Origin of the sequence: Pseudomonas sp. P7779 (assembly GCF_013386315.1) — a bacterium.
GTDB lineage: Bacteria > Pseudomonadota > Gammaproteobacteria > Pseudomonadales > Pseudomonadaceae > Aquipseudomonas.
In genome coordinates this window covers 20757-33290 of the sequence record NZ_JACARZ010000020.1, presented here as the reverse complement: position 1 = coordinate 33290, position 12534 = coordinate 20757, and the positions used below count along the sequence as shown (strand labels likewise).

Here is a 12534-nt window from a genome sequence, read left to right as displayed (position 1 = left end):
TGCTGATTTACTTACATATTTCCCAAGCTCATAAAACAGCGGAAAAGGTGCATAAGTTTTTCCCGCATTAAAAAACCGGTCCTTGAGACCGGTTTTTTATGCACAGGTGAAAAGCCGCGATTCAGTCTCGCCACAATGGCAGCTGAAGGATGAAGGTCGTACCTTTATCCACCTCGCTTTCGCAGCGAATTCTCCCACCGTGACGATCCACGACGGCCTTGACCATGGTCAGCCCCAACCCCAATCCTTCACTGCCCTGAGCCGAGGCGAAGCGCCGGTATTGAGCGAAGAGTTCGGGCAAATCCTGCGGGGAGATTCCTCGCCCCTGGTCGCTGATGCGGCACTCCAACGCGTCTTCATGGCGGGTCAGGCTTAACGTAACGGTGGTGCCCGATGGGCTGTATTTCACCGCATTTTCCAACAGGTTGAATAAGGCGCGGGTCAGCAGCGATTGATCCGCCCACACCATTTCTTCGCCGTCTTCATCCAGGTGATGGACCAGGCGAATGCCTTTCAACTGGGCGTGCACTGCGACTTGATCAAATGCGTCGAGCACCAACATGGCGAACAGGCTGGGCTGGAATTGGTAGCCATCGGATTCGGCTTTCGCCAGCTGCACGAATGATTCGGTCAGGTTCAGGGCACGGCGGACTTGTTGTTCGATCAGCGCAAATATCGGCGCGGCGGAGTCCTGAACATCCAACAGGGCCAGGATCGCCGAATGCGGCGCACGCAGGTCATGGGACAGAAAGCGCAGCAGGGTCTCCCGTTGCTGCTGGGTATCACGCTCAATGCTCAGGTCTGTGAGGCTCAGCAGCCAGCCCAGGGCCACGTCACCGTCTGCAGGCAGCAGCGGCGCCAGGTCGAGGCGCAGGCTGCGGTCAAGGGTGTCGCGGAACTCGACAATCTCCAGCGTCGACAGGGCAGGGCGAACACCGTCCTGCAGCGGTGGATAACCTAATGTGGCGAGCTGATCCAAGAGGTTTTCGGCCACCAGTTCATTGTCGAACACATCGCGGGCAATTCGATTGGCCAGCAGGACGTTGCCCTTGGGATCGGTAATCAAGGTTGCTACAGGCAAACATTCCAGCCCATCGGCCATGAAGCGACGAGTGTCCCGGGTACGGCTGACCGCTTGTTCGAGGGCGAAGATTCGTCCCTGCAATACATCACCCTGGCTGGCGGGCGCTCGACGGCGCTCCGGGAGCACTTTGGGTTCGTTGTCCAGGCGTGCCAGTTCCCAGCCGAAGTAGGCCAGGATCACGCTCAGGCGCCGCCAGTTCCAGATCAGGTAGCTGAGCAGCATGCCAATCAGACTTGCTGCCGGCGACCACCAATGGCCCAGGCGCAACAGGCCCCATGAACCCAGAAGCGCAGCCCCCATGCAACCGAGGGTCAGCCACAGTGCATAACGCGGGCGAAACAGCAGAAGGCCCAACAGCACCGCGACCATCGCGGTGGCCAGTAGCGTCGCCATCCACACGGGCAGATCGACAATACTGCGCCCTTGCAGCAAGCCATTGAGAATATTTGCCTGGATCTCCACGCCCGGGGTGGTGCCGACACTGGCCGAAAGCGGCGTAACATAACGGTCGCCCATGCCCGGTGCCGTAGCGCCAATCAGGATCAAGCGGTCGCGCAGCAACTCGGATGGCACCTCCCCGCGCAAGACACTGATATACGGCACGCTGGGAAAGCCGGCATGACTGGCAATAAAAGGAATTCGAATGGCATTTTCCCGCTGCCAGCTGGAGCTTTCCGACGGACCAGGTGCGCCTGGCATTCCGGATGGCTGGCCGCTCAGTTCAAACGCCAGCCAAGCTAACTGCGGTGTCAAATTACCGGGTGGACCTTCACGCAAATACAGGCTTCGAACGATGCCGTCGCTGTCCGCTTCCACGTTGATATGGCCGACGCTACGGGCACAATCACGCAAGGGCAACACGGGCAGGATTTGCGCCACAGGCTGGCCGTAGCGTGGCGAGCCTTCACGAATCAAAGGCAACAGGACGTTGCCAGCGTTGCACATAGCCTCGGCCAGGCGCAGGTCATTGGCAGGCTCCCGGGCGGGCTCGCTGAAGATCACATCGAACAGGATGCCGGCAGGCTTGGCGGCGCTCAGCCGATCAAGCAGGTCGGCATGCACACGTCGGGACCATGGCCATTGGCCAAGTTCCTTCAGACTTCGGTCGTCGATCGTTACCAGCAGGATGCGTGGATCCACCGATAAAGGCGCCAGCCGGCGGAGGCTGTCATACAGCAGGTTATTGAGGGCCAGGCCAGGGCTCAGGGACAGGAAGGCCGAGATGGGTAATAGCAACAGGCTGACCCACAGCCATTCGCGCACCAGGCCATTGAACAGCCGCTGAGCCTGAGTCGGTTGGCGCTTTTCAGCCCTGTGCCACAGCCTCACCGGCTCGCGTCCAGGGCACTACTGCACGCGGTTCGCGGGTGGGTAATAGAAAATGTCATAAACCCCGGTTTCTCCCTCAAGCCCGTGTTCATCATATGCCGACAAGCGAACGTGATAGAACGATGCTTTCAGCCCAGTGAAGCGCATTTGCGGCTTGTCGGAGAAGTTTTCCTGCTTGATGTTCAGAAACTCCTTATCGGTCGCGACCTGGGCCCGGTAGCGTTGGGCCCCGGCCAATGGCCGCAGGAACAGGGTCCAGACAGGCGCATCGCCCTTTTGGCCGTCCTGGCCGACCAACCGTGGCGCATCAAGCAGTTCCACGGGTTTGAGTTCGCCTTGTTTCTTGAACGCGAGGCCCTGCCGCGCACCAACCTTTACTTCACCAGAGACTGGGCCGGTAATGGGCTTCTTCTTGATAGGGTGCGGGGTCGGTGGAGCGTCATCACGATTGACCGCCACTTGCCCGTTGAGTACTTCCACCAGCGATTGTTCGCCATCGTTACGTACACGGAAATGCGTGCCGCGTACCCCCAGAACGCCCACCGGGGTCATGATCTGGAAACGGTCATAGTCGCTGGCACGCTTGATCACGTAAGCCTCGACCTGACCCTCTTCAAGAATCACCTGGGGAATGGATTGCTCCTCGACCAGATGCAATCGGACCTGGGAGCTGGAGGGCAAGACAATCCGCGAGCCGTCCCCCAGCAACAGGCTGACAAATGCGCCCGATGAGGTTTTCACGCTTTCTTGTTCATTAATGAACATGCCTTCTTCCAGGGCCGCGGACACACCCTTGGCATCCAGTTTCCAGGCTTCGCCCGTGAGGTGCTGCACCACTGCCGGAAGCGGTTGCGCGCGGCACATCCGGTTGTCGTCGATATAGGGTGCACGGGGAGGGGCAGGGCGTGCCAAGGCCGGAAGACTCACTACGCCAAGCGTAACGATCAGGCCCGAACTCAACAGCGTAGAAGCGGCAGAGCGGAATCGGCAAGGGAAAAAGGTCATGGCGCTCATCAAGATTCTAGTTCTAATGGGTCATCAGAAAGCACTTTCAGGCAGCGTCTTGCAGCGGGAAGACCTTGAGTACCGTCTACGATACTCGATGAGGTATCCAGTCGATAGCCGAAATATCTGGGAGCGTGAGATCCATTGCAGAAGATGACACGTCCCTGTGTCGGAGCACTTCCGTCGCTCCAATCCGTGTGTCATCCAGCGAGAGCGAATTTACCTACAACATAGGTGCATCGGACCGATTCGCAACATTTCTTCAGATTTGCGGGTACTTAAAATACCCAACGTTGGGTCTGCTGCTGTTCGCTGAGTTGCTGAAACGGTGAACGGGCGAAGCCCATGCCATTGCCGGGCTCACTCAAAGTCTGCCGTTCCTCGAACGGCATAGGTATCGCCGGCTTAATGGCCCCGACCGTTTCCGTGCCCAGCGTAGCAACCATCACCACCAATACCAGTCTTCCCCATACATCAACCTTCCCCAGAACGGCCATACGTCTCGAAACAGCATAAAACCAGATTGCCATTGATCCTTTTCCTGAAGGTCTCGAGCCGGTATCTTCCCAGCTTGGGTGTTGACGATTTCCAATGGCTTGCGGCCATTTGATATCAGCGTACCGAGAGATTCAGAGGGCCTGAGAATCTGGCCATAATTGTTCAGATTCGATGCCCGCATTCTTCAATAAGAAAGGACCCTGCCATGCGTGTCGCAATATTGGATGACGAACCTGCTGAACTGCGGCGGGTGGAACAGACACTGCGACAAATCCCCAGCGCTGCGGATCAGCCATGGGCCCTGCACTGCTTCGAGCGTGGAGAAGACCTGCTGCGACAACTGCGCCGCGAGACCTTTGACTTGCTGATCCTTGACTGGCAACTACCTGACCTCAGTGGCCTGGCATTGCTGCGCTGGACCCGCGAGCACATGGAAGCGCCGCCAGCCGCCATCATGCTTACCAGCCGCGATGCCGAGAGCGATATCGTCCAGGCGCTGAACAGTGGTGCCGATGATTACGTCAGCAAGCCGTTTCGTCCCAATGAGCTTAAGGCTCGGGTGAATGCCGTTCTGCGTCGCCACGGGTTGCAGAAGTCTGCAGCCAGTGAGGTGCATACCTTCAATGACCTGACCTTTGATGATGCTGAACTCACGGTGAGCAGGGCGGGAAAACCCATCAGCCTGACGGAGCGCGAATACCGCCTGGCGCGGTGCCTGTTTGAGAACCTGGCGCGGCCGCTGTCTCGAGAGTACCTGTATGAACGGTTCTGGACCCATGAGGAGATGGTGTCGTCGCGGCCGCTGGATACGCATATTTATCGGCTGCGGAATAAGCTCGGGCTGACGGCGGATCGGGGTTGGCAGTTGCTGACGATCTATGGGTACGGATATCGGTTGGAGAGTGTGACGGCGGCTTCCGAGGACTGAGATGTTCCACGTGGAGCATTTATAAAATGCTCATATCCAGCCCATAAAAAAGGCCAACGCTAAGCGTTGGCCTTTTTTTTTGCTACAACCTGATCAGAAGTCCAGGTTGGAAACCGCCAGGGCATTGCTCTCGATGAAGTCACGACGAGGCTCGACCGCATCACCCATCAGGGTGTTGAAGATCTGGTCCGCGCCAATGGCGTCTTCGATGGTCACGCGCAGCATGCGACGCTGAGCTGGGTCCATGGTGGTTTCCCACAGCTGATCCGGGTTCATTTCGCCCAGACCTTTGTATCGCTGAATGGTATGGCGCTTGGTGCTTTCCGCCATCAACCAGTCCAGGGCTTCCTTGAACTCTTTGACCGCTTTCTTGCGCTCGCCACGCTGAATGTAAGCACCGTCGTCCAGCAGGGTGCTCAGTTGCGCGCCGAGGGTAACAACCGTCTTGTAGTCGTTGCTGCCGAAGAAGTCGCGGTTGAAGGTGACGTAGTTCGACAGGCCGTGGGAGATCAGTTCGACCTCTGGCAGCCAGACGTTACGTTCACGGTCTTCACGCAGGCTGGCTTTGTAGACCAGGCCGGATTTTTCAACGGTACGCAGGCGGACTTCGTACTGGGCCAACCAAGCCTGCATGTGGGCATGATCACCCAACTGCTCCAGGCTGACGGATGGCAGGTAGATGAAGTGCTCGGTCAGCTCCTGGGGGTACAGGCGCGACAAACGCTTGAGGGTCTTCATCACCATGCGGAAGTCGTTTACCAGGCGCTCCAACGCTTCACCGGAGATGCCCGGGGCTTCGTCGTTCAAGTGCAGGCTCGCATCTTCCAGGGCCGACTGCGTCATGTACTCTTCCATGGCGTCGTCGTCTTTGATGTATTGCTCTTGCTTGCCTTTTTTCACTTTGTACAACGGTGGCTGGGCGATGTAGATGTAGCCACGCTCGATCAACTCCGGCAACTGACGGAAGAAGAACGTCAGCAGCAGGGTGCGGATGTGCGAACCGTCAACGTCAGCATCGGTCATGATGATGATGTTGTGATAGCGCAGCTTGTCGATGTTGTACTCATCGCGGCCGATGCCACAGCCCAGGGCGGTGATCAAGGTGCCGACTTCCTGCGAGGAAATCATCTTGTCGAAACGCGCCTTCTCGACGTTGAGGATCTTACCCTTCAACGGCAGGATGGCCTGGGTGCGACGGTTGCGACCCTGCTTGGCGGAACCGCCAGCAGAGTCACCTTCCACCAGGTACAGTTCGGAGAGGGCAGGGTCTTTCTCCTGGCAGTCAGCCAGTTTGCCCGGCAGGCCGGCGATATCCAGCGCACCTTTACGACGCGTCATCTCACGGGCTTTACGCGCCGCTTCACGAGCCCGTGCTGCGTCGATCATCTTGCCGACAACCAGCTTGGCTTCGTTCGGGTTTTCCAGCAGGAAGTCGGAGAAGTACTTGCCCATTTCCTGTTCGACCGCTGTCTTCACTTCGGAGGACACCAGCTTGTCTTTGGTCTGGGAGCTGAACTTCGGATCCGGAACCTTGACCGAGATAATGGCGGTCAGGCCTTCGCGGGCATCGTCACCGGTGGTGGCGACTTTGTGTTTCTTCGCCAAGCCTTCCGCTTCGATGTAGGTGTTCAGGTTACGCGTCAGTGCAGAACGGAAACCCACCAGGTGAGTACCGCCATCGCGCTGAGGAATGTTGTTGGTGAAGCACAACAGGTTCTCGTTGAAGCTGTCGTTCCACTGCAGGGCGATTTCTACGCCGATGCCGTCTTCACGCTGGATGTTGAAGTGGAACACCTGATTGACCGCGGTCTTGTTGGTGTTCAGGTATTCAACGAACGCACGCAGGCCGCCTTCGTACTTGAACAGCTCTTCCTTGCCGCTGCGTTCGTCCTTGAGGACGATACCCACACCGGAGTTCAGGAAAGACAGTTCACGAATCCGCTTGGCCAGAATGTCCCAGCTGAAGTGGATGTTCTTGAAGGTTTCAGCCGAAGGCTTGAAGTGAATCTGCGTACCAGTGCTTTCGCTGTCACCGACGATTTTCATCGGTTCCTGTGGAACACCATGAACGTAAGTCTGTTCCCAGATCTTGCCGCTACGACGTACAGTCAGGATCAGCTCTTCAGAAAGGGCGTTTACTACCGAAACACCTACACCGTGCAAACCGCCAGATACTTTATAGGAGTTATCGTCGAACTTACCGCCGGCGTGGAGCACGGTCATGATGACCTCTGCCGCCGAAACGCCTTCTTCTTTATGCACATCTACCGGAATGCCGCGACCGTTGTCGCGTACGGTGATGGATTCGTCCGGGTGGATGATGATGCTGATGTCGTCGCAGTGACCGGCCAAAGCTTCGTCGATCGAGTTATCGACCACCTCGAACACCATGTGGTGCAGACCGCTGCCATCATCGGTATCACCGATGTACATACCGGGACGTTTGCGTACGGCATCCAAACCTTTAAGCACTTTAATGCTGGTCGAGTCGTACGTATTCGTATTTTCTTCGCTCATGCCTTCACTCCCGATGGTCGTGGGTCTGGGTGATACGGCCTTGTTCCACGTGGAACAAAGCGACTGGCGTTTCCGTCTGCCAGCCTTCCCTCAATAATTCGTGGTCTACACAGGTGATAAACACCTGGCAGCGTAAGTCTTCCAACAAGCGGCATAACGCGCGGCGGTGCTGCTCGTCCAGTTCGGACGGCAAGTCATCCACCAGATAAATACATTGCCCGCGCCGGGCCTGGCTAACCAGATGCCCCTGGGCGATACGCAAAGCGCAGACCACCAACTTCTGCTGACCGCGGGACAAGATATCCGCAGCATTATGTGCGCCCAATCTAAGGCGCAAATCAGCCCGTTGTGGTCCGGCCTGGGTGTGACCAATTTGCTGATCCCGTTGCAAGGACGTCGCGAGCACTGCACTCAGTTCCCGGTCTTTGTCCCAACCACGGTAGTAGCTCAACGTCAGCCCCTCGAGTTCAAGTAACTCGCTCAAGGTCTGCTCAAAGACTGGTTTCAAGGCTTTGATATAGGCGCGGCGGTATTCATCTATTTCAGCGCTGGCCAGGCACAGTTCCCGGTCCCAAGCAGCTTGCGAAGCGGCGTCAAGTGTACCATGCCGCAGCCATGAGTTCCGCTGCCGCAGGGCCTTCTGCAGGCGCTGCCAAGTGGCCATGAAACGCGGTTCCACGTGGAACACTCCCCAATCGAGGAATTGCCTGCGGATTTTTGGCGCGCCTTCCAGCAAGCGGAAGCTGTCCGGGTTGATCAGTTGCAGTGGCAGGATTTCTGCCAGCTGCGCAGCACTGCGAGCATTCTGCCCATCGATGCGGATTTGAAACTCCCCCTGACGATCACGAGAAATCCCCAGGCTGCTATGACCGCCTTCGGCCAATTCGACTTGGCCAAATACTGTGCACGCCAGTTGTTCGTACTGAATCACCGGTAACAAGCGGGCACTGCGAAAGGAACGAGCGAGCCCCAGCAGGTGAATGGCTTCCAGCACGCTGGTTTTGCCACTGCCGTTGGCGCCGTGGAGGATATTGATGCGGGGGGAGGGGGAGAAGGTCACCGGGTGCAAATTGCGCACCGCGGTGACCGAGACGCGACTGAGGGACATCTAGCTTCTGCTGAACATGATTACAGGCGCATCGGCATGACAACGTAAGCCGAGTCATCGTTGTCGGATTCTTGTACCAGGGCGCTGCTGTTGGAGTCAGACAGAATCAGGCGAACCTGTTCAGTGGTCATCACGCCCAGCACGTCCAGCAGGTAGCTGACGTTGAAGCCGATTTCCAGGTTGCCGCCGTTGTAGTCGACGCCCACTTCTTCTTCCGCTTCTTCCTGCTCAGGGTTATTCGCCTGGATTTTCAGTTGGCCGTTGGCCAATTGCAGGCGGATACCACGGTATTTCTCGTTGGAAAGAATAGCGGTACGGCTGAACGCTTCACGCAGGGCCTGACGATCACCGATCACCAGCTTGTCGCCGCCTTTAGGCAGAACGCGCTCGTAATCCGGGAACTTGCCGTCAACCAGCTTGGAAGTGAAGGTGAACTCGCCAGTGGTCGCGCGGATGTGGTGCTGGCCCAGCACGATACTGACATTGCCATCCGGCTCAGTCAGCAGGCGCGCGAGTTCCAGAATACCTTTACGCGGCACGATCACCTGGTGGCGATCCGGCTGACCGATATCGGCCTTCATCGAGCACATGGCCAGACGGTGACCGTCGGTGGCTACGGCGCGGATGATGCCTTCGGAGACTTCCAGCAGCATGCCGTTAAGGTAATAACGCACGTCCTGCTGGGCCATGGCGAAGCTGGTGCGCTCGATCAAGCGGCGCAGTCGGCTTTGTTCCAGGCTGCAGGTCAGCGAGCCTGGACCTTCTTCCACGGTCGGGAAGTCGTTGGCCGGCAAGGTCGACAGGGTGAAACGGCTGCGACCGGCCTTGACCACCAGCTTTTGCTCATCAACCTTGATGTCGATCAGCGCGTCGTTGGGCAGGCTTTTGCAGATGTCCATCAGCTTGCGCGCCGGCACGGTGATCTCGCCGGGTTCGGCGGGCTCTTCGAGCTGGACACGACCAACCAGTTCGACTTCCAGGTCGGTACCGGTCAAGGACAATTGCTGGCCTTCGACAACCAGCAATACGTTGGAAAGCACCGGCAAGGTCTGTCGGCGCTCGACGACGCCTGCGACCAGTTGCAGGGGTTTCAACAGGGCTTCGCGTTGAATGGTGAAATGCATGGTCTAGTCCCTTGCCTTAATAAGCTGCGCTGGTGTTCATCAAGTAGTCAGTGTACGCAGCAGGTTCTTGTAGTCCTCGCGAATATCCGCGTCGGATTCCTTAAGTTCGTTGATCTTGCGGCACGCGTGCAAGACCGTGGTGTGGTCGCGACCGCCAAACACATCACCAATTTCCGGCAGGCTGTGGTTGGTCAGCTCTTTGGAGAGCGCCATCGCTACCTGGCGGGGACGTGCCACCGAGCGCGAACGGCGCTTGGACAGCAGGTCGGAAATCTTGATCTTGTAATACTCGGCCACGGTGCGCTGGATGTTATCCACACTCACCAGCTTGTCTTGCAACGCCAGCAGGTCTTTCAGGGATTCGCGAATCAGCTCGATGGTGATGTCACGACCCATGAAGTGCGAGTGAGCGATGACCCGCTTGAGTGCGCCTTCCAGTTCACGCACGTTGGAGCGAATGCGCTGGGCGATAAAGAACGCGGCGTCGTGCGGCAGGTCGACTTTGGCCTGGTCGGCCTTTTTCATCAGGATCGCGACGCGGGTTTCAAGCTCCGGCGGTTCTACCGCTACGGTCAGGCCCCAGCCGAAGCGCGACTTCAGGCGCTCTTCCAGGCCTTCGATTTCCTTCGGATAACGGTCACTGGTCAGGATGACCTGCTGGCCACCTTCGAGCAACGCGTTGAACGTGTGGAAAAACTCTTCCTGGGAACGTTCCTTGCGGGCGAAGAATTGAATGTCATCGATCAGCAAGGCATCAACGGAACGGTAGAACCGCTTGAACTCGTTGATGGCGTTTAGCTGCAACGCCTTGACCATATCGGCCACGAAGCGCTCCGAGTGCAGGTACACGACCTTGGCATTCGGGTTCTTCTTTAATAGGTGGTTACCCACGGCGTGCATCAAGTGAGTTTTACCCAAGCCAACGCCACCATAAAGGAAGAGCGGGTTGTAACCGTGCTTGGGATTGTCGGCGACCTGCCAGGCAGCCGCGCGGGCCAGCTGGTTGGATTTACCTTCGACAAAGTTCTCAAAGGTGAACGTGCGGTTCAGATAGCTGGTGTGCTTGAGCGCACCCTCTACCTGGACGGTGCGCTGTTCGGCACGAACCGGGGCCTGTTGTGAACTGGCGCCGGCCATTGGGTCAAAGCTGTCGCGGGACGGCTCTTCATTTATAGGCGCGTTTTTCTGCGACGAGGATTTCGAAGGCGTCTGGGCGACCGGGGCTGGCGAGTTATTAACAGGTGCCGCAGCGGCCTGAGCCTGGGAGGCACTGGCTGCCAACGGTGCATTCGGCGCAGCACGAGGTGCCGAGCTACGTTTGCTGCCTATTAATAAGGAGAGCACCGGAGCAAGCCCGTTGCCATGTTCATCGAGCAATTCGAGAACGCGGCTCAGGTATTTCTCGTTGACCCAGTCGAGAACAAAACGATTGGGTGCGTAGACACGCAACTCGTCGCCTTCGGCTTCGACCTGTAGCGGACGGATCCAGGTGTTGAATTGCTGGGCAGGCAGCTCATCGCGCAAAAGCTCCACGCACTGCTGCCAAAGTTCCACTGACACGGATATCCCCTAAGTTGAAAGCCGGTGAGGCAAAAACAGCCGCCATTGTAGCGGCCAGCCGCCCACTTATCCACATGTAGGTTGCTCACAGGGCGCCAAGAATCAATGCCTTAACCGTAAAAAAGGCGACAAATGGTCTGTGCATAAGCTCTGTGGATAAGCGCCCCTAAGCTCGTTGTACAAGTGGGGTCGAAAGTCTGTGGGTAACTGGCCTGTGGATAACTAGCCATTCCACACACAGCTTATCCGATAGCGCAGCACAGGCAGAGCACCGTTTCTCCCCCGTGTTGTCATTCTCTGTACAGCCCGTAGAATATGGCCTAAAGGCAGTTATCCACAGAAGATGGGGTGCCTAGCTTTTATAAGCTTTACAGAAAAGCTTTAAATAACTTCCTTCTTTATTTTTATATATATGGCATTGCTCGTGAAAGGCGAATCGCCCGGATTCGGTCCGCAGGCCTCCAGATATCTAATTAAAGGAAAAGCTGGTTGGAAATTGACCTAGAGGCTTGCTTTCTCTAGAATCGCCGGTCTCTTAAAACGGGGGCCATTCCGGCCCGTTGTGGACGAACCAGGTAACACGCCATGAAACGTACTTTCCAACCAAGCACCATCAAACGCGCCCGTACTCACGGCTTCCGTGCTCGCATGGCCACCAAGAACGGCCGTGCTGTCCTGTCGCGTCGCCGCGCCAAAGGTCGTGCGCGTCTGGCAGTTTGATAATCCGGTACTGGTGGTGAGTCAGGACTTCAGTCGGGAAAAGCGTCTGCTAACCCCCCGGCATTTCAAGGCAGTCTTTGACTCCCCCACCGGCAAGGTTCCGGGGAAAAATCTCCTGCTCCTTGCGCGTAACAACGATCTGGATCACCCCCGTCTCGGGTTGGTGATCGGCAAGAAGAGCGTAAAGCTCTCCGTTGAGCGCAATCGCCTCAAGCGTCTGATGCGCGAATCGTTTCGCCTCCACCAGGAAACTCTGGTTGGTTGGGATATTGTTATCGTCGCGCGCAAAGGCTTGGGGGACGTAGAAAACCCCGAATTGATTCAGCATTTCGGCAAGCTCTGGAAACGTTTGGCTCGTACCAACAAGCCAGCACCAGCTGTCAGCACCGAAACTGTAGGGGTAGACAGTACTGATGCGTAAACTGGCCCTCGTTCCGATCCAGTTTTACCGCTATGCCATTAGTCCCCTGATGGCAAACCACTGTCGTTTCTACCCCAGTTGTTCCTGCTACGCGTTGGAAGCCATAGAAAATCATGGCCTTCTGCGCGGTGGCTGGCTGACCTTTCGTCGTTTAGGTCGCTGTCATCCGTGGAATCCCGGTGGTTATGACCCGGTTCCGCCTATCCCTACCTCCCGTTCTTCTTCGATGGCCGAGTAATC

At 57.2% G+C, this 12534-nt stretch carries 11 protein-coding genes; 4 read left to right on the top strand and 7 right to left on the bottom strand.

From position 1 onward, the window contains the following. Window positions 1–121: 121 nt before the first annotated feature. The 3 genes from HX869_RS07490 to HX869_RS07480 all read right to left on the bottom strand — a co-directional run bounded on the left by HX869_RS07490 (window position 122) and on the right by HX869_RS07480 (window position 3948). Window positions 122–2413 (bottom strand): CHASE2 domain-containing protein, encoded by a 2292-nt coding sequence (locus tag HX869_RS07490; RefSeq protein WP_178902938.1) that lies wholly within the window; start codon window positions 2411–2413, stop codon window positions 122–124. 18 nt (window positions 2414–2431) lie between these two features. Next, entirely contained in the window at window positions 2432–3427 is a 996-nt protein-coding gene (locus HX869_RS07485) for a FecR domain-containing protein (RefSeq protein ID WP_256736753.1), read from the bottom strand. Window positions 3428–3696: 269 nt separating this feature from the next. Then, window positions 3697–3948: a hypothetical protein gene (locus HX869_RS07480; protein WP_178902937.1), complete on the bottom strand. Its 252-nt coding sequence runs from the start codon at window positions 3946–3948 to the stop codon at window positions 3697–3699. A gap of 173 nt (window positions 3949–4121) precedes the next feature. On the opposite strand from HX869_RS07480, the gene HX869_RS07475 reads away from it, so the two are divergent. After that, the gene (locus tag HX869_RS07475; RefSeq protein ID WP_178902936.1) at window positions 4122–4844 is read left to right on the top strand and encodes a response regulator transcription factor; all 723 of its coding nucleotides are present in this window, start codon (window positions 4122–4124) and stop codon (window positions 4842–4844) included. Window positions 4845–4937: 93 nt separating this feature from the next. Here HX869_RS07475 and gyrB read toward each other — a convergent pair whose 3' ends face one another. From gyrB to dnaA, 4 genes are read right to left on the bottom strand one after another with little or no spacing between them, the layout of a single operon-like run. Beyond that, window positions 4938–7361, bottom strand: coding sequence for a DNA topoisomerase (ATP-hydrolyzing) subunit B (gene gyrB, locus HX869_RS07470; RefSeq protein ID WP_003213587.1), 2424 nt, complete (start codon window positions 7359–7361; stop codon window positions 4938–4940). 4 nt (window positions 7362–7365) lie between these two features. Continuing rightward, window positions 7366–8469, bottom strand: a complete 1104-nt coding sequence (recF, locus tag HX869_RS07465; RefSeq protein ID WP_003213585.1) for a DNA replication/repair protein RecF — start codon at window positions 8467–8469, stop codon at window positions 7366–7368. Window positions 8470–8489: 20 nt separating this feature from the next. Continuing rightward, window positions 8490–9593 carry a DNA polymerase III subunit beta gene (gene dnaN, locus HX869_RS07460; protein WP_003213582.1) on the bottom strand — a complete coding sequence of 368 codons (1104 nt, stop codon included), beginning with the start codon at window positions 9591–9593 and terminating at the stop codon, window positions 8490–8492. Window positions 9594–9632: 39 nt separating this feature from the next. After that, a complete protein-coding gene (dnaA, locus tag HX869_RS07455) occupies window positions 9633–11153 on the bottom strand; it encodes a chromosomal replication initiator protein DnaA (RefSeq protein WP_032868695.1) in 1521 nt (506 codons plus the stop codon). Window positions 11154–11738: 585 nt separating this feature from the next. Here dnaA and rpmH point away from each other — a divergent pair. From rpmH to yidD, 3 genes are read left to right on the top strand one after another with little or no spacing between them, the layout of a single operon-like run. Then, complete coding sequence (gene rpmH, locus HX869_RS07450) at window positions 11739–11873, top strand: 50S ribosomal protein L34 (protein ID WP_003213577.1); 135 nt, start codon at window positions 11739–11741, stop codon at window positions 11871–11873. Window positions 11874–11889: 16 nt separating this feature from the next. Beyond that, a complete protein-coding gene (rnpA, locus tag HX869_RS07445; RefSeq protein WP_010168490.1) occupies window positions 11890–12294 on the top strand; it encodes a ribonuclease P protein component in 405 nt (134 codons plus the stop codon). Then, window positions 12287–12532 (top strand): membrane protein insertion efficiency factor YidD, encoded by a 246-nt coding sequence (gene yidD / locus HX869_RS07440; RefSeq protein WP_003213574.1) that lies wholly within the window; start codon window positions 12287–12289, stop codon window positions 12530–12532. The genes rnpA and yidD overlap by 8 nt, the downstream gene beginning before the upstream one ends. Window positions 12533–12534: the final 2 nt, after the last annotated feature.

Excerpts from the sequence above, each read along its gene's own strand:
- HX869_RS07485 (WP_256736753.1), bottom strand. The coding sequence starts at position 3,427 with ATGAGCGCCATGACCTTTTTCCCTTGCCGATTCCGCTCTGCCGCTTCT.
- HX869_RS07480 (WP_178902937.1), bottom strand. The coding sequence starts at position 3,948 with ATGGCAATCTGGTTTTATGCTGTTTCGAGACGTATGGCCGTTCTGGGG.
- HX869_RS07475 (WP_178902936.1), top strand. The coding sequence starts at position 4,122 with ATGCGTGTCGCAATATTGGATGACGAACCTGCTGAACTGCGGCGGGTG.
- gyrB (WP_003213587.1), bottom strand. The coding sequence starts at position 7,361 with ATGAGCGAAGAAAATACGAATACGTACGACTCGACCAGCATTAAAGTG.
- recF (WP_003213585.1), bottom strand. The coding sequence starts at position 8,469 with ATGTCCCTCAGTCGCGTCTCGGTCACCGCGGTGCGCAATTTGCACCCG.
- dnaN (WP_003213582.1), bottom strand. The coding sequence starts at position 9,593 with ATGCATTTCACCATTCAACGCGAAGCCCTGTTGAAACCCCTGCAACTG.
- rpmH (WP_003213577.1), top strand. The coding sequence starts at position 11,739 with ATGAAACGTACTTTCCAACCAAGCACCATCAAACGCGCCCGTACTCAC.
- yidD (WP_003213574.1), top strand. The coding sequence starts at position 12,287 with ATGCGTAAACTGGCCCTCGTTCCGATCCAGTTTTACCGCTATGCCATT.